Annotated in this window: 21 protein-coding genes and 1 riboswitch; of the genes, 9 read left to right on the top strand and 12 right to left on the bottom strand. The window is 39.6% G+C overall.

Annotated elements, in window-relative coordinates; translation table 11 throughout:
- Window positions 1-98: 98 nt before the first annotated feature.
- From infB to QZ738_RS16810, 4 genes are all read right to left on the bottom strand, one after another.
- Window positions 99-3161 (bottom strand): translation initiation factor IF-2, encoded by a 3063-nt coding sequence (gene infB / locus QZ738_RS16825; RefSeq protein WP_293788894.1) that lies wholly within the window; start codon window positions 3159-3161, stop codon window positions 99-101.
- Window positions 3162-3221: 60 nt separating this feature from the next.
- Complete coding sequence (gene nusA / locus QZ738_RS16820; RefSeq protein ID WP_090503332.1) at window positions 3222-4466, bottom strand: transcription termination factor NusA; 1245 nt, start codon at window positions 4464-4466, stop codon at window positions 3222-3224.
- 1 nt (window position 4467) lies between these two features.
- Entirely contained in the window at window positions 4468-4932 is a 465-nt protein-coding gene (gene rimP, locus QZ738_RS16815; protein WP_293788893.1) for a ribosome assembly cofactor RimP, read from the bottom strand.
- A gap of 121 nt (window positions 4933-5053) precedes the next feature.
- The gene (locus QZ738_RS16810) at window positions 5054-5485 is read right to left on the bottom strand and encodes a hypothetical protein (protein WP_293788892.1); all 432 of its coding nucleotides are present in this window, start codon (window positions 5483-5485) and stop codon (window positions 5054-5056) included.
- Window positions 5486-5502: 17 nt separating this feature from the next.
- On the opposite strand from QZ738_RS16810, the gene QZ738_RS16805 reads away from it, so the two are divergent.
- Window positions 5503-5847, top strand: coding sequence for a phage holin family protein (locus QZ738_RS16805; RefSeq protein ID WP_205057668.1), 345 nt, complete (start codon window positions 5503-5505; stop codon window positions 5845-5847).
- A gap of 59 nt (window positions 5848-5906) precedes the next feature.
- Here QZ738_RS16805 and QZ738_RS16800 read toward each other — a convergent pair whose 3' ends face one another.
- The 4 genes from QZ738_RS16800 to panC form a co-directional block, all read right to left on the bottom strand.
- Window positions 5907-7046 (bottom strand): acyl-CoA dehydrogenase, encoded by a 1140-nt coding sequence (locus QZ738_RS16800; protein WP_293788891.1) that lies wholly within the window; start codon window positions 7044-7046, stop codon window positions 5907-5909.
- Between the two features lie 185 nt (window positions 7047-7231).
- Window positions 7232-8212: a lysylphosphatidylglycerol synthase transmembrane domain-containing protein gene (locus QZ738_RS16795; RefSeq protein WP_293788890.1), complete on the bottom strand. Its 981-nt coding sequence runs from the start codon at window positions 8210-8212 to the stop codon at window positions 7232-7234.
- Between the two features lie 4 nt (window positions 8213-8216).
- Complete coding sequence (gene panD / locus QZ738_RS16790) at window positions 8217-8567, bottom strand: aspartate 1-decarboxylase (protein ID WP_047800032.1); 351 nt, start codon at window positions 8565-8567, stop codon at window positions 8217-8219.
- A gap of 159 nt (window positions 8568-8726) precedes the next feature.
- A complete protein-coding gene (panC, locus tag QZ738_RS16785; RefSeq protein ID WP_293788889.1) occupies window positions 8727-9572 on the bottom strand; it encodes a pantoate--beta-alanine ligase in 846 nt (281 codons plus the stop codon).
- A 150-nt stretch (window positions 9573-9722) separates the two neighbouring features.
- On the opposite strand from panC, the gene QZ738_RS16780 reads away from it, so the two are divergent.
- Together QZ738_RS16780 and QZ738_RS16775 are read left to right on the top strand one after the other, a co-directional pair.
- Complete coding sequence (locus QZ738_RS16780) at window positions 9723-10547, top strand: glycogen/starch synthase (RefSeq protein ID WP_293788888.1); 825 nt, start codon at window positions 9723-9725, stop codon at window positions 10545-10547.
- A 21-nt stretch (window positions 10548-10568) separates the two neighbouring features.
- Window positions 10569-12002 (top strand): DUF4270 domain-containing protein, encoded by a 1434-nt coding sequence (locus QZ738_RS16775; RefSeq protein WP_293788887.1) that lies wholly within the window; start codon window positions 10569-10571, stop codon window positions 12000-12002.
- A gap of 129 nt (window positions 12003-12131) precedes the next feature.
- On the opposite strand, the gene QZ738_RS16770 is transcribed toward QZ738_RS16775, so the two are convergent.
- On the bottom strand, window positions 12132-12569 hold the full coding sequence (locus tag QZ738_RS16770) for a single-stranded DNA-binding protein (RefSeq protein WP_293788886.1): 438 nt from the start codon (window positions 12567-12569) through the stop codon (window positions 12132-12134).
- Between the two features lie 53 nt (window positions 12570-12622).
- Window positions 12623-13684: an A/G-specific adenine glycosylase gene (gene mutY, locus QZ738_RS16765; protein ID WP_293788885.1), complete on the bottom strand. Its 1062-nt coding sequence runs from the start codon at window positions 13682-13684 to the stop codon at window positions 12623-12625.
- A 170-nt stretch (window positions 13685-13854) separates the two neighbouring features.
- Between mutY and QZ738_RS16760 the strand changes: the two genes are divergently transcribed.
- The 5 genes from QZ738_RS16760 (at window position 13855) to QZ738_RS16740 (ending at window position 19262) form a co-directional block, all read left to right on the top strand.
- Window positions 13855-14157 (top strand): HU family DNA-binding protein, encoded by a 303-nt coding sequence (locus tag QZ738_RS16760; protein WP_055909222.1) that lies wholly within the window; start codon window positions 13855-13857, stop codon window positions 14155-14157.
- A 10-nt stretch (window positions 14158-14167) separates the two neighbouring features.
- On the top strand, window positions 14168-15046 hold the full coding sequence (locus QZ738_RS16755; RefSeq protein WP_293788884.1) for a tetratricopeptide repeat protein: 879 nt from the start codon (window positions 14168-14170) through the stop codon (window positions 15044-15046).
- A 279-nt stretch (window positions 15047-15325) separates the two neighbouring features.
- Window positions 15326-16876, top strand: coding sequence for an Rne/Rng family ribonuclease (locus QZ738_RS16750; RefSeq protein WP_293788883.1), 1551 nt, complete (start codon window positions 15326-15328; stop codon window positions 16874-16876).
- A 215-nt stretch (window positions 16877-17091) separates the two neighbouring features.
- Window positions 17092-18468, top strand: coding sequence for a DNA repair protein RadA (radA, locus tag QZ738_RS16745; RefSeq protein ID WP_293788882.1), 1377 nt, complete (start codon window positions 17092-17094; stop codon window positions 18466-18468).
- 329 nt (window positions 18469-18797) lie between these two features.
- A complete protein-coding gene (locus tag QZ738_RS16740) occupies window positions 18798-19262 on the top strand; it encodes a DUF4920 domain-containing protein (RefSeq protein WP_293788881.1) in 465 nt (154 codons plus the stop codon).
- 206 nt (window positions 19263-19468) lie between these two features.
- Here the strand turns inward: QZ738_RS16740 and QZ738_RS16735 are convergent, their stop codons facing one another.
- A complete protein-coding gene (locus tag QZ738_RS16735) occupies window positions 19469-20533 on the bottom strand; it encodes a branched-chain amino acid aminotransferase (protein WP_293788880.1) in 1065 nt (354 codons plus the stop codon).
- Window positions 20534-20677: 144 nt separating this feature from the next.
- Window positions 20678-21643, bottom strand: coding sequence for a tryptophan 2,3-dioxygenase family protein (locus tag QZ738_RS16730; protein ID WP_293788879.1), 966 nt, complete (start codon window positions 21641-21643; stop codon window positions 20678-20680).
- A gap of 64 nt (window positions 21644-21707) precedes the next feature.
- A riboswitch (Fluoride riboswitch) is annotated at window positions 21708-21770 on the top strand.
- 19 nt (window positions 21771-21789) lie between these two features.
- Here QZ738_RS16730 and QZ738_RS16725 point away from each other — a divergent pair.
- The gene (locus tag QZ738_RS16725) at window positions 21790-23079 is read left to right on the top strand and encodes a voltage-gated chloride channel family protein (protein WP_293788878.1); all 1290 of its coding nucleotides are present in this window, start codon (window positions 21790-21792) and stop codon (window positions 23077-23079) included.
- The last annotated feature ends 249 nt before the right edge of the window (window positions 23080-23328 follow it).

Genomic DNA, 23328 nt, shown 5'->3' with positions numbered 1-23328 from the left:
AACTAAAAATTATCCGATATTTTTAAGATAACAATTTTTATTGCCATAAAAAAAGTGGCTCATTTTGGAGCCACCTTATTTCAAATCTCTTAAACTAATTAAAGCTTTCTTGCTACTTCAACCTGTTCGTAAGCTTCTACAATATCGCCAACTTCGATATTGTTAAAGTTCTGAATATTTAAACCACATTCGTAACCTTTCGATACTTCTTTTACATCATCTTTAAAGCGTTTCAATGAGGCCAGCTCACCAGTGTAAATTACCACACCATCGCGTACTACGCGGATTTTGCTGTTACGGGTAATTTTACCATCCAGTACCATACAACCTGCAATGGTACCCACTTTGGTGATCTTGAATGTTTCACGAATCTCCACATTAGCCACAATTTTCTCTTCAAATTCAGGATCCAACATACCTTCCATTGCCGATTTAATCTCATTGATCGCATCGTAAATGATAGAATATAAACGGATATCAATTTGCTCAGCTTCTGCCAGTTTACGCGCACCTGTTGACGGACGCACCTGGAAACCGATAATAATCGCATCTGAAGCTGAAGCTAACAATACATCGGATTCTGAAATCTGACCAACACCTTTACTGATAATATTGATCTGGATTTGCTCGGTAGACAGTTTCAATAATGAATCTGATAACGCTTCGATAGAACCATCCACATCACCTTTAACAATGATATTAAGTTCTTTAAAGTTACCGATTGCCAAACGACGACCAATCTCATCTAGAGTAATGTGTTTCTGTGTACGTAAGCCCTGTTCACGTTGTAACTGCATCCGTTTGTTTGCAATATCACGTGCCTCAGTTTCACTCTCTAAGGCGTTGAAACGATCACCCGCTGTAGGCGCACCCTGCATACCCAAAACCTGTACGGGTTGTGATGGGCCTGCTGAATGAACTTTAGCACCACGCTCATTGGTTAACGCTTTTACACGCCCGCTGTAGCTACCTGCCAAAATTGGATCTCCAACTTTTAGGGTACCACCCTGAACCAATACGGTAGTTACAATACCGCGTCCTTTATCTAATGCAGATTCGATTACCGTACCTGTAGCACGTTTATTAGGATTGGCTTTCAGTTCTAATAATTCAGCCTCTAATAATACCTTATCTAAAAGCAAGTCAACATTTAAGCCGCTTTTACTTGAAATTTCCTGCGATTGATATTTACCACCCCAATCTTCAACCAGGATATTCATCACCGATAACTGCTCTCTTACCTTATCTGCATTGGCACCTGGTTTATCTACTTTAGTAAAAGCAAATACCAATGGAACGCCTGCTGCCTGTGCGTGGTTAATGGCCTCTTTTGTTTGAGGCATCACTGCATCATCCGCAGCGATAACAATAATGGCAATATCGGCTGCCTTGGCACCACGTGCACGCATCGCCGTAAAGGCTTCGTGACCTGGAGTATCTAAGAAAGTTACTTTTTTACCTGAAGGCGTAGTTACCATGTAGGCACCAATGTGCTGGGTAATACCACCGGCCTCACCAGCTACCACATTTGCTTTACGGATATAATCCAGTAATGAGGTTTTACCGTGATCGACGTGACCCATGATCGTTACAACCGGAGCTCTTTCAATTAAATCGGCCTCGTCATCTTCTTCCTCAATTACATTGTCTTCCTCTTCATCTGGTTTTATGAATTGAATTTCATAACCAAACTCATCGGCAACGATGGTTAAGGTTTCAGCATCTAAACGTTGATTAATGGAAACAAACATGCCCAGGCTCATACAAGTACCAATAATTTTGGTAACCGGTACGTCCATCATGTTCGCTAACTCATTAGCTGTAACAAATTCTGTTACTTTTAATATTTTCGATTGTGATTCAAGCTCATTTGCTGCTTCCTCGGCATTAAAGGCAACATCATCACGTTTCTGACGACGAAGTTTAGCCCGTTGCGCAAATTTACCAGATTTACCTGCACCACTTAAACGGGCAAGTGTTGCTTTGATCTGATCTTGAATTTCTTTTTCAGTAGGTTCTTCTTTAGGTCCGCTTGGTGTAGCATTTCTATTTTGGAAACCTGGCCTGTTATTGTTATTTCTATTTCCCTGATATGGCGTACCACCCTGTCCGGCTGGCCTGTTACCCTGGTAGGGCGTACCACCACCTGGCCTGTTGCCCTGATAAGGTTGGCGGGGCTGACCTGGTGCACCTGCAGGATTATGTTGCCCTTGCTGGCCCTGACCGCCTTGTTGACCTGGTTGTCCGGGTGCTCCCGGGGTTTTCTTGCGTTTACGCTTACGTTTAGCAGCTTCACTATCACTAGATGATGCTACCGGACCGTTTCTTCTATCCGGCGTTGTTGGTAAAACAATTTTACCAATAATGTTCGGACCTGTTAATTTAACGGTACGCGCTTTAATTACTTCAGGCTCGTTGCTCGCTGGTTTTGCTTCAGCTGGTTTCTCTTCGGCTTTAGGCTGTTCAGCTGGTTTTACAGGCCCAGCTGGTTTTGCAACTGGTGTTTCTGCAACTGGGGCCGACGCAACAGGAGTTTCTTCTTTTTTAACCTCAAACGGTTTTTCCTCCGCTTTAGGCTGCTCTACCGGCTTTACAGGTTCTGGTGCTTTAACCACTGCCGGTTCTGCAACAGGCGCAGGCACAACAGGTGTTTCCTCTTTTTTAGCCGGACGTGTTTTCGGATTAAGATCATTTAAATCGATCTTTCCTACAATTTTAACCCCAGGTAATCCGGTTTCTTCCCCTTTATTTTCTTTTACTGGCTCTACTGCTGCCGCAGGTGCTGGTGTTGGCGCTTCAGCCTTAGGCGTTTCTACAGCCTTTGGTTTTTCTACCGGAGGGGTAAATGATTGAGCATTTTTAATTAAAATCTCCTCATTTTTCTCAAAATCGGCATTTTTCTTCGGCGCTTCTACTGGCTTTTCAGTTTCAGGCTCGTCGCGACGTATTTTACCAATCACTATTTGTTTGGCTTCTTCTCTTACGATCTTATCTCCCTGATACTCTTTTAACAAGGCATTATACATCTCACCCGTAAGTTTAAACATAGGACTCTTCTCGGCAGAGAAGCCCTTTTTGTTTAAAAACTCAACGGCTGTACCCATGCCTATATTAAGTTCTTTAATAGCTTTAATTAAAATGATTGGTTTGTCGTCTGACATTTAGCTCCTGTTATTTTTTATAATAAAACAAAAGTAGTGTTTATTTGGCAATTACACCACTTATTCAAATTCTGACTGTAAAATCTGAACCACTTCCTTAATGGTTTCTTCTTCTAAGTCGGTGCGTTTTACCAAATCTTCTACTGTAAGTGCTAAAACACTCTTAGCAGTATCGCACCCGATAGCCTTTAATTCATCAATAATCCAGCTATCAATCTCATCTGAGAATTCTTCTAAATCCACATCCTCATCGCTTTCTTCACCTGCTTCACGGTATACATCAATTTCATAACCAGTTAATTTACCAGCCAGTTTGATGTTGTGTCCGCCACGTCCGATGGCCAATGAAACCTGATCTGGTTTTAGATAAACCGATGCATGTTTGGTTTCATCATCCAATTTGATAGACGTGATTTTAGCCGGGCTCAATGCACGGGTGATGTATAACGAAATATTATTAGTGAAGTTAATCACATCAATATTTTCGTTTTTCAATTCGCGAACGATTCCATGGATACGTGATCCTTTCATACCCACACATGCTCCTACCGGATCGATACGGTCATCGTACGATTCAACCGCAACTTTGGCACGCTCTCCCGGCTCACGAACAATCTTTTTAATGGTAATCAAACCGTCGAAAATTTCCGGAACTTCCTGCTCGAACAGGCGTTGTAAAAATTCTGGTGCAGTTCTCGAAATAATAATCTTCGGATTGGCATTGATCATTTCTACCTTAGAGATTACTGCTCTTACAGAATCTCCTTTTTTGAAATAATCAGCAGGAATCTGCTCGGTTTTAGGCATTAAAAGTTCGTTACCTTCATCATCTAAAACCAACGTTTCCTTCTTCCAAACCTGATAAACCTCGCCGGTTACAATTTCACCAACACGATCTTTATATTTTTTGAAAATTTCATCTTTCTCTAATTCCAACACTTTAGAAACGAGTGTTTGGCGTGCAGCTAGGATTGCTCTGCGGCCGAAGCTTTCTAAAGTGATCTGCTCAATATAATCATCGCCAACTTCTAGAGTAGGATCCAGTTTGTGTACATCAGCAAGTTCGATCTCTAAATCATCATCCTCAGAAAATCCATCCTCCATCACTTTTCTTGTTCTCCAGATCTCTAAATCCCCGTTATCAGGGTTCACAATAACATCACAGTTTTCGTCTGTTCCGTATTTTTTACGCAACATGCTACGAAAAACCTCTTCCAGCACACTGATCACCGTTGGGCGATCTATATTTTTGAAATCTTTGAACTCTTGAAAAGAGTCGATCAAATTAATTGTTGTAGTACTCATTTTACTTAAATGAAATTAACACACTTGTTTCTAATATATCATTAAACGGAACATCTGTCTGAATTGCTACCGCCTTTTTCCCTTTTTCTTTAACCGATTCTTCAATCAGGAGATTATTTTCTGTAACCGCCAGCAGTTTCCCTTCTTTCTTAGATCCTTCTTTCAATCTGATGCTTACCGTACGGCCAACATTTTTATTGTACTGGCGGATTAATTTCAAAGGTTCGCCAACACCCGGCGAAGAAACCTCTAAATTATAAGCCTGATCTATTGCATTTTCCTCTTCAAGATGAAAACCAACATGCCTGCTTATGGCTACACAATCCTGTATGCTAATACCTTCGTCGCCATCAACATGAATAATCAGTTTATTGTTTGGCAACATTTTCACATCAACCAAAAACAGTTCTGGCCGATCTGCAATTTTTTCCTCTACGAGGGCTGCAACTCTCTTTTCTACCTGCATATTTTAACCTGATTTCATAGAAAAAGGGGACATTGTCCCCTTCTCTTTTCTTCGATTACGATGCAAATGTAGTAATTTTTTACAAAAAATCAAACACCCACACGAATTATTATGCTAATTATTACCGTCTAAGTGTTTGCTGCTGTGCCTTTAAGTTCTGTCTACCCTTTCCCATAACCAGATCACCAATGGTCGCAAATTTTACCCCAATGTAACTTTCTACCCGATATTCCTTACCTTTTAAAAAAGGCTGATCGGGCCTAAACACGAGCGAATCGCCGGATATTTTAATTTCCCCAGGCACTTCCTGCTCATCCTGGATACTATCCAGATCACCTGGCCTGACCAAAACCGAGATGATATTCGTCGTATCAGCTTTACCCTGATAAGCATTTTTAACCTGCAAAAGGCTTGCCTCATCAATATTCTTAATGATTACAGAAGCACTATCTCCCGAAAACTTAATGACTGGTTTTTTGTTTCTATTCGAACATGAAAACAAGGATATGGAAACCCAAAACATAACCGAACAGATAAAATAGTATTTAAACATTTATAAAAATAACAATTATGAGATTTATTATCGAAATCCTTTTAACAGGACTGGCATTTTTTATAGGCGCCAAACTGGTGCCCGGGGTAAGTATTGATGGCTTCGGAAATGCCATTATCGCTTCGGTACTGATTGCACTGGCAAATGCAACAATCGGGTTTATCCTCAGGCTATTAACCTTTCCGATCAATTTCTTAACCTTGGGGCTGGTATCATTTATCATCACTGTTTTAATGATTTTACTGGTTGATAACATGATGACATCTTTCAATACTTCGGGCTTTATTGCTGCAGCATTTTTAGCAATTGTGGTTGCTTTGATTAAGGCAGTATTTAGTGCTGTTGCGGGAGAGAAGGAATAATTCAGTTTTCGGTTGGCAGTTTTCAATCAAACTGCCAACTGAAAATCGATAACTGAAAACTAACGAATCACTTCTCTTGAAATCACCATTTTCTGGATTTCAGATGTCCCTTCATAAATCTGGGTAATTTTAGCATCGCGCATTAAACGTTCCACATGGTATTCCTTCACAAAACCATAACCACCGTGTATCTGTACCGCTTCTACGGTTACATCCATAGCCACTTTTGAAGCATAAAGTTTTGCCATAGAACCTGCCTTGGTATAAGGCAAACCCTGATCTTTTAGCCAGGCAGCCTTATAAACCAACAGCCTTGCTGCCTCTATCTGCGTAGCCATATCAGCCAGCTTAAAAGCAATAGCCTGATGTTCAGCAATCGGTTTCCCGAATGATTTACGCTCTTTGGCATATTGTGTAGCCAGCTCAAAAGCACCCTGTGCAATGCCCAAAGCCTGTGCAGCAATACCGATCCTTCCCCCCTCTAATGTTTTCATCGCAAATTTGAACCCGAAACCATCTTCACCAATCCTGTTTTCTTTTGGCACTTTAACGTCATTAAACATCAATGAGTGGGTATCAGATCCACGGATGCCGAGTTTATTTTCTTTTGGCCCAATCGTAAAACCTTCCATTCCTTTCTCAACAATAAAAGCATTTATACCTTTATGCTTCAATTCAGGATGGGTTTGTGCAATAACCAGGTAAGTTGATGCAGTACTTCCATTGGTAATCCAGTTTTTGGTCCCATTAAGCAGATAATAATCTCCTTTATCTTCGGCTGTTGTTCGTTGCGAGGTGGCGTCAGACCCGGCTTCGGGCTCCGACAAACAGAAAGCGCCAATTTTTTCACCAGCGGCCAGGGGCTTTAAATATTTTTCCTTTTGGGCTTCAGTGCCATAGGCTTCTAAACCATAACAAACCAATGAGTTATTTACCGAAACCACTACAGATGCAGAAGCATCTATTTTAGAAAGCTCTTCCATTACCAAAACGTAAGAAATGGCGTCAAGTCCGCTTCCATTATATTTTTCACTCACCATCATTCCCAGAAAACCAAGCTCTCCGAGTTTTTTGATCTGCTCGGCCGGAAATTTCTGATGTTCATCTCTTTCAATTACGCCAGGCTTTAATTCTTGCTGCGCAAAATCACGTGCAGCCTGCTGGATCATTAATTGTTCTTCATTTAATTCAAAATGCATAACATTTATGTATAAAAGGTTGGTAAATCAAATGTAGTATTTCTGATCGAAATTACTATGGCTGCATAGCAATTTATTTTTATGATACGGCTTACCCCCATGCTGAAATTATTTCAACACGCATTTACCATTGAAGATCCTGAAATGAATTGGTTCCGGTAAACCCGGCATCAATATAAAAAGAACTATTTAGCTTCCTTTTTAGTTAAAATGAAGAACAAACTTAAACTTCCTAACACCAGGATCAGCAAAAACTGCGAGGAATGAATAATGGTTGAATAGGCTAAGCCATCTTTGAAAGATATTCCATACAATACTAATGACTGGGCAACCATCCAATGAAAAACACCAATACCGCCCTGAACAGGCGCCGCCATAGCAAAGCCTGAAAAAACAATCGCCGTGAATGCAGCATTCAGATTTAACCCGGAAGTAGCTTGAATGGAAGAAAATGCAAAGTACATGGAAAGCTGGTAGAAAAACCAAATACCCAATGTGTAGGTCAGGAACAAACCTTTTTGTTTTAGCTTGTTATACGAGCCAAAGCCCTGACGCAGATTTACAAAGATGCGCAGGAATTTTTTACTGAATTTTTGCCTGAGAAAATAAACCGCAATAGCACCGAGCAGAAATATAACGACACATAAAACAATTAACCACCAATAATTGAAACTATCTAATTTTTTAGCCAGGTTAAGATATATGGTTTGATAAAGAAAACCGGAAACGATATCATATTGAAAAATGAGCATGGCCAAGCTGGTCAGAAAAAGCATTACCACATCAAATAACCGCTCCGTAATAACGGTTCCGATGGAAGCAAACATCGGCACTTTTGCGGCTCTATGAACAACCGAGCAGCGACCAATTTCACCGAAGCGTGGCAAAGCAAGATTGGCCAGATAACCAATCATTACAGCATGGTACGCATGCCAAAAGCTTACCTTATAATGGATAGATTGATATAACATCTGCCAGCGTAAAGCCCGCAATATATGTGCAATTAAAACAGAGATGGCAGAAATAACGACCCAAAAATAATTAGCCGTTTTTATTTCCTCCCCAATCGTTTCTAAATCCTGACCCCGAAAAGCTAAAAACAAGACGCCTATCCCAATTAAAAACAGGATGATAAATTTTAGCGCTGTTTTGAGGTCGAATGTCACAAGGTTATTTTAGCAAATGGTTGTTATCGTCAGGAAAAACCAGTATTGGATTATATTTTTTGGCCTCATCTATCGGCAATGAGCCGTATGACATGATGATGAGCACATCACCTAGTTGAGCCAAACGTGCTGTGGCGCCATTTAAGCAAATGGTTCCTGTTCCGCGCTCACCTTTAATCACGTAAGTTTCGAAACGCGCACCATTGTTATTATTTACAATCTGCACTTTTTCATTAGCAATAATGTTAGCCGCGTCCATCAAATCCTCGTCTATCGTAATACTGCCTACATAATTCAATTCGGCTTGTGTTACCCTAACACGGTGTATTTTCGATTTTAATATTGTAATAACCATTTGGCAAAGTTAGTAATCAGTTCGGAGTTTTAAACAATGGATGATGTAATATGGGAAATGGATGATGGTTCATGACTCAAGAACTGATGTTTGGCAGCACGTAACAAGATCCATAAAACTAAGAGTATACATCAGCCATCTTACTTCTACCATTTTACGTCACTTTATAATCATATTATCGATTAATCTTGTTGAGCCCACTTTCGCAGCTACCAGGACAACTAAGTTATCTTCCTCTTTTGATTTGGCTGGTTCCAGTGTATTCCCATTGGCAATGGTAAAATAATCAAGTTCAACTCCATCGATATCATGGTAAAATGCTTTAGCTTTACTTTCTAATTCTGACAGCGAGTAATCATTAAAATGATCGATTACAAACTGCAACGATCTGCTTAATACCAATGAGTGTTTACGGTCTGCAGCAGATAAATGGATATTCCGGCTACTCATGGCTAAACCATCCTCTTCGCGGATAATGGGGCAGGTTATAATGGTGATGGGCAATTCAAAATAGGCCAGCATATTTCTGATCATCAATACCTGCTGGAAATCTTTTTGTCCGAACATGGCCACATCAGGCTCTACAGCATCAAACAGCTTTTTTACAATCTGCGTTACGCCCTGATAATGGCCTTTCCTAAACTCACCTTCCAACAGAAACTCAGCTTTACCTAAATCAATATGCCAGGCCTCATCTGCACCAGTTGGGTACATTTCTTCAACATCGGGCATAAACACGGCATTACAGCCGGCATCAGACAGCATGGCCAGATCATGTTCGATGGGGCGTGGATATTTTTCCAGATCTTTAGGATCGGTAAACTGCGTAGGATTTACAAAAATACTGCAGATAATGATCTCTGCATGTTGCTGGGCCAGTTTGATCAATGAGATGTGGCCATTGTGCAGGGCACCCATGGTAGGCACCAAGGCTATTTTTTTAGCTGATGCCTTTAACGGCTGCAAAAAAGCCTTAAGCGCTGCTTTGGTTTTAAATATTTCCAATTTTGGACAATCTAAATTAAAGCCGTAAAGGTGTAAATTAATCTAAATGAAACCAAACAAATGCTTGCTATATTGATAAATAGTATTATTATGCTTACCTTTGCAGCTCATTATCTTTTATTTAACTTAATATTTTCTTAAAATATGGAGATGGCAAAAACGAAGCTGCTGATTGTTACACACGAGATGTCGCCTTTCCTCGAGCTTACTAAAATTTCTGAAATTACGCGCCAATTGCCGCAGGCTATGCAAGAAAAAGGATTCGAAATCCGCATCTTGATGCCAAAATTCGGCAATATCAACGAAAGAAGAAATCGTTTACATGAAGTAATACGCTTATCGGGAATGAACATCATTATTGACGACAATGATAACCCTTTAATCATTAAAGTAGCCTCCATCCCAGCTGCACGCATGCAGGTTTATTTCTTAGACAATGAAGAATATTTCCAACGCAAGCAGGTATTCAGAGATGCCAGCGGAAAATTTTTCGATGATAACGACGAACGTACCATTTTCTTCTGCAAAGGCGCATTAGAAACGGTTAAAAAATTGGGCTGGGCACCAGATATTGTTCACTGCCATGGCTGGATGAGCGCTTTGGTTCCTGCTTACATTAAAACTACTTATAAAAACGACCCTACCTTTAAGAATTCCAAAGTGGTGTATTCTGTTTATGAGGATGGCTTTACAGAGAAATTGGATGCCAATTTTGCTACCAAGGCCGTAATGGCCAATATGACGGAAGATGACACTAAAGCATTTTTACCATCTGATTGCGACAGCATGCATATCGGCGCCATAACCCACTCAGATGCAGTGGTTTTAGGAGATGAAAACCTAAGCAAAGATGTGTTAAAATTTGTTAAAGATTCTAATAAGCCAACATTAGCTTTTAACTTAACCGAGAATTTTGAAAACTTCTATAGTTTTTATGAAGAAATTTCAAATGATGAATTGGTTTCTGTAGCTTAATCAGGTATTATTATTTTAAATATGAAATTTATAAAACAAGACTTATTAACCCTGTTGATAGGTCTTTTTCTTTTTGCATCATGCAAAAACCCCGATGGTGTGGGTTTAGATGTTGACCCTAATACGGCCATTACCGGAACTTTAGTGGTATCGCCCGTTACTACACAATTGGTGCGTGAAACTGCAGCAAATACTTCAGGATTGAACCGCTATCCCTTAGGGTACATGACTGATCCCGTTTTTGGTAAAACAGAAGCTGGTATAGCGATGACCGTTTATCCGGTTGTTAACACTGATTTCGGTACCTCTCCAGTATTAGATTCAGCTGTACTGGTACTAAAGTTCGATGAATCCAGCAAGGTAACCAAGTTTTACGGTGATACTACCAATTCTAAATACAGTATAGATGTATTCCAACTGGCCAATAAAGTAACCACTTATAAAAGTTCGGATGTTCAGGCTATCAATAATACTTTATTAGGGAATTTTACCGGCAAACTGGCTCCAAATACCAAGCAAAAGGTATATGATATTGTTACCGGCAAAGCAGATACTTTAAAAACTGTACCCGCGCAGATCAGGATACCTTTAAACAAAGCATTTATACAAAATGCCATACTTAACCAGGGTACTGCTGGAACTGCGACAGATAGCAAGTTTATTGAATCGTTTAAAGGTTTGTACGCACAGGTTAATAAAACGTCTTCTACAGGTGTTGGCGGCATTGTCTTCTTTAACTTTTCAGGAACCGATTCTTACCTGCAACTTGTTTGGAAAAAAACAAATACTTCCAATGGCATAGATACTGCCACTGTAAATTTCCCTATTGGAAAACTCGTTTCAAACGGTAGTGGTGGTTCTTTTATTTCGGGTATAGCTGCCAATATTAAACACGATTATACAGGCACAGAAATAGAGAAACAAATTGCTGTCCCAACGCCAACTGATCCAACCCAACAATATAATGTAACTTATTTACAAGGCTTAGCAGGTGTAAAAACTAAGTTAAAGTTCCCTCAGTTGACAAACTTTACCAGTACTTACGGGAAAGCAATTATCAATAAGGCAGAATTAGTGGTAGAGATTGGTGAGAGTACTCCTGCATATCCTTTTAATGCCGCCCAACGTCTTTCCTTATATCGTTGGGATATTGCCCAACAACCTGCAAACATACCTGATTATACCACATTTTCTGGTAGTACCTCTGGTGGTGCAGCACTCTTCGGCGGTTATTTCGATTCGTTAAAAAAACGGTACATCTTTATTGTAACAAGTTATGTGCAAAGCCTGATTGATAAAAACATGGAAGATTATGGCACATTCCTGGCGCCTACGTCTTACACGGATTTCCAGATCGTTCCCAGCGCTACTTCTGCTGAAAGATCAATTATTGGCGCCAGCAACAGCACTACAAATAAGATCAAGCTAAATATTTATTATACAAAGATTAATTAAGACTTTCAGTTAAATCATCAGAAACTCCTGCCTCGTACCGGCAGGAGTTTTTTGTTTAAATTCAAAAAATAAGCGCATAAAAAAAGCCACCTCTCATCAGGTAGCTTTTTCAAATACTTTAAATTTTAATTAAAACGGAAGATCACCATTTTCATCTGACGGGCCAATTGTAAATTCATCATCAATTTTAGTCTCAGTATTTTGATGAGTAGGTGTTGCCGTACCTTGCTCAAAATCGCTTTTCCTGCCCAACATGGTAAAGTTTTCGGCTACAATTTCGGTGACGTATTTTTTAACCTTTTCTTTATCTTCAAAGGATCTTGTTCTTAGTTTGCCTTCTATATAAACCAGTTTTCCTTTTTGCAGGTATTTGGAAGCAACTTCGGCCAATCCGCGCCATAACACAATATTGTGCCACTCTGTTTGCTCCACTCTCTTGCCGTCCTTGTTGTATGTTTCCGATGTAGCTAATGGAAAGCTGGCTACCGTTACGCCACCGTCTAAATGCCGCACTTCAGGGTCTTTGCCTAAGTGGCCTACTAAAATAACTTTGTTAATCCCAGACATAAATATTTTTGGTTAGTTGTTTCTTTTGCAAATGCATCAGATAAGACGGTTAGTTATTCCATTTTACCCTGATAAAAGTATTCCTGAACAAAATCATGAATTACTTTTGGCTGCGGCAAATCATCTAATTTAATTAATGAAACCCAATTAAGTTCCTTTTGTTTATTAAAGTTAAATATATAATTTTTTAATACAAAAAATTGTAAATGGATTATTTGGTGAGTTAAAATATGCTTTTTAGCGCTTATAAAACTAAATTCGGCATGATCTCCAAATACAGATTTCACCTGATCAACAAATAATGAATTGCTCCAATCATATTTTTCAGTCGTTTCTATACTTGGGAAATCATATAAATGCTGCCATATATCCCCCGCCTGCCTTTCCCTAACCAATACTTGTTCATCTTCCAAACAAATAAAGTAATTGATATACCGATGTTTTTGTTCGGCCTTACGGATTTTAACAGGCAGTGCATTTACCTGGCCGTGGTTAAAAGCATAACAATCCTGCCGGAGCGGACAAATGCCGCAATCAGGCGATTTTGGCTTGCACTGCATGGCGCCAAACTCCATGATAGCTTGATTATACAGGGCAGGGTCTTCTTTATAAAGCAAATCGTTTGCTAGTGCATAAAATTCTTTTTTACCGGCAGGGCTATTTATCGGGGTAGCCAAACCATAAAACCGGGAGAGTACCCTGAATACATTTCCATCCACTACCGCCCGGGCTTCTCCTGATGAAAACGACGAGATTGCAGCAGCAGTATATTCACCTATTCCTTTTAATTTTATAAGCTCATCATGCAGATTTGGGAAGATTCCGTCGTAATCTTTCACCACAGTCTGAGCGGTTGCGTGCATATTTCTTCCTCTCGAATAATAACCAAGGCCTTGCCAAAGCTTTAAAACCCTGGTTTCGGTAGCACTTGCGAAATCTGCAACTGTAGGAAAATTTTCAAGAAAGCGATTGAAGTACGGAAGTCCCTGCTCTACCCTGGTTTGTTGCAATATAACCTCTGACAACCAGATGGTATAGGCGTCATTGGTGTGCCTCCAAGGCAAATCTCTTTTATTGAGCCGGTACCAATGGATGAGTTCATTTTGAAATGTCATTAATGCAAATTACGGTCTATTTATCCAATTAAAAAAAAACTTGCAATAGCCTGATAAGTGTGGCGATAAAAAAATCATCTTTTATTTCCCTATCTCATTAAAAAGCAATACTTTTGCAACCCCAAAACAGCAGTAATATTAAAACATAATAATATAATAAATAATAAAATATGACTAAGGCAGATATTATTTCAGAAATATCAACAAAAACCGGAATTGAGAAGGTTGATGTACAGGAAACAGTTGAGGCATTTTTCAAGGTTATCAAAACCAGCATGATTGGCGGGGAAAATGTATATGTTAGAGGCTTCGGGAGCTTTGTTGTTAAAAAGAGAGCGCAAAAAACCGCGAGAAATATCTCAAAAAACACTGCAATAATCATCCCTGAACACTTCGTTCCGAGCTTTAAACCAGCAAAAGTATTTGTTGATAAAGTGAAAAGTAATTCAAAAAAAATTAAAGTAGAAGCCTAAGTCTTAAGATATGAGTAGCAACATCAGATCAAAACAAACCATTGTTATTGGAGCGATTGTATTGCTTGTTGCATTCTTATTTACGAGAGACATTAAGGGTTTAGTTAAACCAACGGAAGAAAATGGGAAAATGCCTTCAAGTGGCCCAATGGCCGGAGCAACTTCTCCTTCATCAACATCGGTATTAAACCTCGAAACTTCATCTACTGCTGCAAAAAATGTAATCAACAAGAATTTGGCTACAGATATTACGGCTTTAGAAAACAGTTATAAAGGCGCACATGGAGCAGAAAAGATCGAACTTGCCAAACAATTAGCCCAGAAATGGGATGATGTTGAACAGATTACACCTTCTGCCCTGTATTTAGAAGTTGTAGCCGAAGGCGAACCATCAACAAAATCATGGTTAGCCGCCGGAAATCAATTTATAAAGGCTTTTGAAAGCACACAAGACAGCTTAGCGCAGCCTGCTTTATTGCAGAAAGCCAACATGTCTTACAAAAACGCATTAGAGAAGGACTCTACAAACATTGAAGCTAAAACAGGCTTAGGTGTAACCATAGTAAACGGCCTGGGTGCGCCAATGCAAGGCATTGCAATGTTACTGGAAGTTGTGGCTAAGGAACCTAAAAATGTAAAGGCAAACATGAATTTAGGATTGTTCTCGATAAAATCAGGTCAGTTTGACAAGGCAATTCCCCGTTTTAATACGGTAATTGCTACAGCTCCAACTCCTGAAGCCTATTTTTATTTAGGAACAGCTTTAGAAAATTTAGGCAGAAATAAAGAAGCAGTTGATGCTTACCTATCAAGCAAAAAATTAGCGGCTAACCCAACCTTATCTTCTTTCATTGATAAGAAGGTGGCTGAACTAAAGAATAAAAATTAATTAACAGATTAATAAAAACATTTAAAACTTAAAACTATGCCAAGCGGTAAAAAAAGAAAGAGACATAAAATGGCTACCCACAAACGTAAAAAACGTTTAAGAAAAAACAGACATAAGAAAAAATAGTTTCTTATTTTGATTAAGCCAGTTAAACCTCATAACAAACGTTGTGAGGTTTAAACAATTTATACGATTTTTAAATAGTATATGTTTTTGGCTACGTCAATGTTTTATTTACTATCCATTTGTTAATAGGCGAAAGCCTTAAATCTGTAGCTGTTGGTAAAAGAATTAATTATCAATTCGACTCCTGCCGGAGTTACCATAGCGTTGATTGAAGACAAACAACTTGTTGAGCTTCACAAAGAACAAATCAATACTAATTATGCCGTAGGCGATATTTATTTGGGCCGCATTAAAAAAATTATGCCGGGTCTGAATGCTGCTTTCGTGGATGTTGGTTATGAAAAAGATGCGTTTTTGCATTACTTTGATCTGGGCCCTCAGGTGCAATCTTTAATTAAGCTAACGAAGATCAAGCGTAATGGCTCGGTTACAGGCACATTATTAGATAATTTAAAGCTGGAAGCTGATATTAATAAGGCAGGCAAAATTTCTGATGTGCTAAGTAAAAACATGCTCCTACCTGTACAAATTGCCAAAGAACCAATTTCTACAAAAGGTCCGCGTTTAAGTTCCGACATTTCGATTGCCGGCAGGTATGTGGTACTGGTGCCATTCTCCAATACCATATCTGTATCAAAAAAAATTAAAAGTAATACCGAACGTAATCGTTTAAAAAAGATTATTGAAAGTATTAAACCTCAAAATTTTGGGGTCATCATCAGAACCGTTTCTGAAGGCAGAGGGGTTGCCGAAATGCAAAAAGATCTTTTGGATCTGATTGCTAAATGGGAAAATTTCATAAAAAAAATGCCTTCTACCGAACCTTCAAAAAGAGTTTGGGGAGAAATGGACAGATCATCAACGTTAATCCGTGATATTCTGAATCCTGATTTTACAAATGTTTACGTCAGTACTCCCGATCTGTACGATGATATCCGTTCTTATGTTCACGATATTTCTCCGGAAATGGAAAAAATCGTTAAACTTTACAAACAGAAAGAACCGATATTTGATCATTTTGGTGTAGAAAAGCAGATCAAAAATGCTTTCGGAAAAACGGTAAACTTACCAGGTGGTGCTTACTTAGTTGTTGAGCATACCGAAGCACTCCACGTCATAGACGTAAACAGTGGAAATCGTACTGCCAGTAAAGAAAATCAGGAAGAAAATGCTTTACAGGTAAATAAAGAGGCGGCTAAAGAAATTGCCCGTCAATTGCGCTTGCGCGATATGGGCGGTATTGTGGTCATCGATTTTATCGATATGCACAAACCAACAAACCGTAAAATACTATTCGATTATTTGCGTGAGCTGATGTTATTGGATAGAGCTAAACATACCATTTTGCCTCCAAGCAAATTTGGTTTGGTACAAATTACCAGACAACGTGTTCGTCCGGAAATGAATATTGTTACGGTAGAAAAATGCCCGACCTGCGATGGGACCGGGGAAATTAAAGCGAGTATCGTTTTAATGGATGATATTGAAAACAACCTTAATTATATTTTAAGAGAGCAGAACGAAAAAGGAGTCACACTTTGTGTACACCCTTATATCGAAGCTTATATTACAAAAGGCATTTTCAACCTTCAACGCCGCTGGTTCTTTAAATACGGCCAGTGGATTAAAGTTAAAGCGCAATCATCGTATCATTTAACTGAGTTTCACTTTATCTCTGCTAAAGACGAAGAGATTAAATTGTAACTGAAAAAATTAACTGAAAGCCTGGATCAAATCCGGGCTTTTTGCTTTTTAGATGTCTGGATTTTTTGCTAGTCGGGATTTGTAATCCCGACTTCAGAAAGAATTACTTGTGTGGATTGCAAATCCATAAATCATACGGCCGGGATTATAATCTCGACCATCGGTATCCAAACTTCAATGAGAAAGGTTAAATTCGTAATCTAAATTTTAATCAATTGGCAAAATCAAAAACCGCGTATTTCTGTCAAAGCTGTGGCTACGAATCGGCAAAATGGCTAGGCAAATGTCCCTCCTGCAATCAATGGAATACTTTTGTAGAAGAAATTGTAGAAAAAAGTCCGGTATCGGTTCCGACCTGGAAAAGTGATACTACCAGTCGCAAACTGAGTAAGCCAAGTAAGGTTAATGAAATACAATCATCAACTGAGCGTAGAATATTAACCAGTGATAAAGAATTGGACCGCGTATTGGGTGGTGGCCTGGTGGAAGGATCGTTGGTATTAATCGGTGGCGAACCGGGTATTGGCAAATCGACCCTGATGCTACAACTGGCCTTAAATTTAAAAGGTAAAAAACTACTGTATATCTCCGGAGAGGAAAGCGAACAACAGATAAAAATGCGGGCGGAAAGGATTCAGGAAAATCCGTCGTCTAACTGTTACATCCTGACGGAAACGTCAACGCAAAATATCTTTAAACAGATCGAAATTTTAGAACCGGAAATTTTAGTGGTCGATTCTATCCAAACGCTCCATTCAGCCCATATCGATTCTACTCCCGGCAGTGTATCGCAGGTAAGGGAATGTACAGCGGAATTATTACGTTTTGCGAAAGAAACCGGTGTACCCGTTTTCCTTATTGGCCACATTACTAAAGATGGTGCTATTGCAGGCCCAAAAATACTCGAACATATGGTTGATACAGTTTTACAATTCGAAGGCGACAGGCACCATGTTTATCGAATTCTGAGGTCGATCAAAAACCGATTTGGTGCAGCTGCAGAATTGGGTATTTACGAAATGCAGGGAAGTGGTTTAAGGGAAGTTTCCAATCCATCGGAGATTTTACTTTCACAGCGTGATGAAGAGCTGAGCGGAATAGCTATTGCCGCTACTTTAGAGGGCGCCAGGCCGATGTTGATTGAAACGCAGGCCCTCGTAAGTTCAGCTGCTTACGGAACCCCGCAACGCTCCGCAACAGGTTTCGATACCAAAAGAATGAATATGCTCTTAGCTGTTTTAGAAAAACGCTGTGGTTTCAGGTTAAGTACACAGGATGTTTTCTTAAATATTGCCGGCGGAATCAGAGTAGAAGATCCTGCAATTGACCTGGCGGTATTGATTGCCATTATTTCTTCTCATCAGGATATCGCGGTGTCTTCCAAAAATTGTTTTGCGGCAGAAGTTGGCCTGTCAGGAGAAATTAGGGCGGTAAACAGGATTGAACAACGTATTGCCGAAGCAGACAAGCTGGGTTTCGAAACCATTTATATCTCTAAATACAATTTGAAAGGGATTTCAATCGAAAAATACAACCTAGAAATTAAGGCTGTTGCTAAAATAGAAGAGGTATTCAGTTTGGTTTTTGGATAAGGGTAATGATGTGGAATTTACTCAACAACATTCCTCATAAAGAAGATAATTTTCCACATTCTATATCTCGTTTAACAAATGACAGGCACAATCAGCAACAAAAATAATTGCCTGAATATAAGTACATTATCAAAACATTCAAACCAAACCTAAAGTTTTGGTTTTTGGTTTGCCATAGAAAAAAAGATGAAGTAAATCATTGCGTTTGATTTACATAACATTAGGGATGATTTTCCCCGCTAACGGATGTTAGCGGGGCTTTTTTGTTTCCATATTTAGCAAAATTTAGATAACTTTGATTAGACCATAATAAAATCATTTATATAATCATGAAAAAAAATATCCTGAGCTTAATTTTTTGTCTGTTTACTGCACTTTCATTTGCACAAACGGCCTATAGCGGTCAAAAATTTGGAGAAGAGGTTAAACCCGGTGATGTAAAACCGGTTGCCAAGATGGAAGCTGCCATGGGCGACAAAAAGGCTGTCGATATGAAAATCGAAGGTAAGGTGGTTGATGTATGTAAGAAGAAAGGCTGCTGGATGACATTAGAAATGCCGAATGGCGACCCTATGCGGGTAACTTTTAAAGATTACGCTTTCTTTATGCCAATGGATATCGTAGGTAAAAAAGTGGTTTTGGATGGCTTAGCCAAGAAACAGACCATTTCAGTAGAAACCTTGCGTCATTATGCAGAAGATGCTAAAAAATCTCCTGAAGAAGTAGCCAAAATTACTGACCCGAAAAAAGAACTGGCTTTTGAAGCTAAAGGGGTTGTGATTTTGGATAAGTAATTTCCAGAATCAAACATGATCGTGTTCGTCACCCTTAATTTATTTCAGGGTATTAAAGATGCTGACCACAAAGTAGCCACAAGGCAAATGAAAACAATACCTCTACTTGTAAAATAAATTCAGCATGACGAAACAGAAAAACGAGGCCAAAAAATAACCCCGGTGCAGAATCTGCAACGGGGTTTTATGTTTAACAGGATTTCAGATTACAAAACCCAGTTCCAGCCAAATTCATCAGGCGCTAAACCGTAACGGATATCATTTAGTTTTTTAGCAATGCCGTTTGAAATATGTCTCGTAGCAGGATCGGTTAGCTTATAGATCTGGCCATTATAACCCATTTCGCCTACGTGCGTTACCGTTGCTGCAGTTCCGGCGGCGAAAGCTTCAGTTAAGCTTCCGTTCTCTATCCCGTCAATTACTTCCTTAACAGAAACCCTACGCTCTTCAACTTCTACTCCGGCTTCTTTAGCCAGCTTGATAATTGTATCACGGGTTACACCATCTAAAACGGTACTGCGCACCGATGGCGTAATCAATTTACCATTCATTACAAAAAGCAAGTTGGCTGTTCCAGCTTCTTCAATAAATTCATGGGTTACCGAATCTGTCCAGATCAATTGATCATAACCTTCTTTTTTAGCTTGCTCAAAAGGGTATAAAGAACGCGCATAATTTCCGGCTGTTTTGGCAAAGCCTACACCACCTTCGTCTGCACGCGTAAATTCAGTTTCGATTTTAACTTTTAATGCACTACTGTAATACGGGCCGGTCGGTGTAGTTAATAAAACAAATTTATAGGTATCCGATGCTTTAACACCTAAAAAAGGATCCATGGCGAACATTACCGGACGGATATACAAAGCATAGTCTTCCTGGTTCGGTACCCACTTCTCGTCAACATTGATCAGCGCGGCTAAACCCTGCATAAAAATTTCTTCAGGAACAGCCGGCATCGACATCCTGGCTGCTGATTTGTTAAAACGCTCAAAGTTTTTATCCGCACGGAATACGCTGATTTTTCCATTTGGCTGACGATAAGCCTTTAACCCTTCGAAAATTGCCTGCCCGTAATGAAGTGCAGAAATTGCAGGGCTCATCGGAATAGGGCCATAAGGAAGAATTTGTAAATTTTTCCATTCGCCATCCTCGTAATCGGCAGTAAACATATGATCGGTAAAAACCTTACCGAAAGGTAATTGTGAAAAATCAGTAACCGTTAATCGTGTTTGATCTGTTTTGGTGATTTTTATATCTAATGTCTCGGTCATACTTTATTAATTTTGAATAACTGATTCTGAAATGCGTGAATGTTTGTACTATACCATTCAATCATTCTGTTATTCTCTGATTCCATCATTGATTATTTGCGCAAATTAAGAAAAAGCAGTCTTTTTTAATAGCTTTTTGCAATATTAATCTTTGTTTTTGAGTGTTTTAAGTACACTAAGCACCCAGCCTTTACCCCACTCTTCCATTTGCATATCCGTCCATAAAAACGGATAGAAGATTCGTTTCTGAAAACGCGGAGGCAGATACTTTTGCCAGTTGGTTCCGCCCGTTGCGGCAATATCAACCGGATCTTTTTCCAAATAACGTACTGCCGATTTATAATGCGATAAAGGCCATTCTACGTTAACGTACAGATCAAGTTTACGTAATTCATCAGCAAGGGCGGAAACATCAGCTCCATTAGCTTGCAATTGATGGTATAGCGCCGAAAAATTAGTTGTAACACGGTTTTTGGCCAATTGCAGAAACTGTGCGGCGTACTTATCGATAAATTGCTTTAACGTTAAAGTTTGCTTTCCGGAAGCCAGTTCAGTTGCACCAAATTTCCAATAAATATGTTCGAATTGTTCTTCTATCGTTGCATTAGTTAGTTCTACCCGTTTGGATTTGTCTACTAACCGGATAAAATCGGTAGCACAGATCTCAATCATCCGGTACTGACCCGATTGGAACCCACTGGCAGGCAACAACGACATGCGGAATTTCAAGAACTGTTCTTTCTCCATACCATCAACCATAACTTCAAATGAGTTGGTTAATGCATTGAAATAGGCATTGATCCGTTTTACCCGTGCAGTAAAAAATTCTGCGGTTAAATTTTCATGTTCTGCAATCTGTCTGCACTCGTGCAGGGCAAGCTTAAAATAAAGCTCGGTAATCTGGTGGTACATGATGAAAATCTCTTCATCAGGTATCGGTGTTTTAGGACTTTGCAGACTTAGCAAAGTATCCAGATGGATGTAATCCCAATAGGTTAAGAAATCGGCATATAGAAGACCATCAAGGTATGATGCCATATCCTGTCCCATCGCCGTGTATTTTTCCTGAAGTCGATGTAGTTTGTCTTTTATCTCGGGTGTAAAATCCATGGTTTAAAGTTAGCTGCACAAAGGTGATAAAGATTTTGCAACAAATAACTAAATTTTATACATTTGAAACAACGGCGATGGGGTACCGCCAAAACCGCCCAAACAGGCTGATGACTCCTACGATTTTTATTTAAAATTGAATTCAAATGCCTGTTAACAAACTAACAGAAGGATTTCTTCTGTCTATCAAACACTTTATTAAACTCGACTTCGGATTACTCTTAATAAGTACGGTAAAGTGGCTGTTTATCTCTGCCATATTAGGTGGAATTATTGGCTCTGCTTCTGCTCTTTTTTTGGCGACATTAAACTGGGCAACAGATTATCGCGGGCAACATCTGTGGCTAATCGCCTTTTTGCCTGTCGCTGGTTTAACTATTGGCCTTGCTTACCATTACTGGGGTGCAAAGGTTGTTAAAGGAAACAATCTTTTGATTGAGGAATTACAATCGCCGAAAAATGTGATTCCGCTGATTATGGCGCCACTCATTTTTGCGGGTACGATTATCACCCATTTATTTGGCGGATCGGCTGGAAGAGAGGGCACGGCTGTACAAATTGGGGGAGCCTTTGCCGACCAATTTACCAAACCGTTGAAACTAAAAGCCAGAGACCGCAAGGTAATCCTTATTTGTGGAATCAGTGCGGGGTTTGCCTCTGTTTTTGGAACACCCCTGGCGGGTGCCGTATTCGGACTAGAGGTTTTTGTGATTGGAAGTTTAACTTACGGTTCAATTCTTCCATCGTTCATTACGGCAATTATTGCCGATTATGCCTGTAAAACCTGGGGAGTTGGGCATACCCATTACTCCATAGCTGCTGTACCCGAAATAAACTCAGTAAACCTATTGTTATCCTTAGGTGCAGGCATATTGTTTGGCCTTGCAGCCAGAAGTTTTTCTGCATTAAACCATTCGTTTTCCGCTCTTTTTGCCAAAATTAAATACCCACCGCTGCGTCCGTTTATTGGCGGAATAATTTTAGTCGGAATTATTTACCTCATCGGTAATACACGATATATCGGCCTGGGCATTCCGGCAATTTCCGAATCGTTTATCAAACAAGAGGCTTATTATACCTTTGCGATTAAATTATTTCTAACTGCACTGACCTTAAGTGCGGGGTTTAAAGGTGGTGAAGTTACTCCACTTTTTTTTATCGGGGCTACACTGGGTAGCTTTTTAAGTTTTTTTATTCCCTTACCAATAAGCTTGCTGGCAGGCATGGGTTTCGTAGCCGTTTTTGCCGGAGCAGCGAACACGCCTTTAGCCTGTATTTTTATGGGAATAGAGTTATTTGGTGCATCATCGGGAATTTATATTGCCCTGGCCTGTGTTACGGCTTACCTATTTTCGGGCCATACCGGGATTTATAAAGCGCAGACTGTTGGAGCACCTAAACATTTGTTGTTGAAGAGACATCAGTTTTTGAGGTAGGTGAGCGTGGGACACCATATTCTGAACGCAGTGAAGAATCTTCTTTACCAGACACTGAATTGAAGAAATATTTCAAAATAAGTAGAAGAAAATTAAAGATTCTTCGCTGCACTACCATTGACGTTATTTTGCAATTGTCTATTAATGAGTGACTTGCGGAACCTATGCATTTCGGCGTAGCTAGGCCGTAGCACCGTATCTCCGTTCCGCTTAAATCCGGCCTAACAAATTTTTCGGGCTCCACTGACA

Source organism: uncultured Pedobacter sp. (assembly GCF_913776295.1).
GTDB lineage: Bacteria > Bacteroidota > Bacteroidia > Sphingobacteriales > Sphingobacteriaceae > Pedobacter.
The sequence above is the reverse complement of the archived record's forward strand: the minus strand, read 5'-3'. Positions and strand labels throughout refer to the sequence as shown.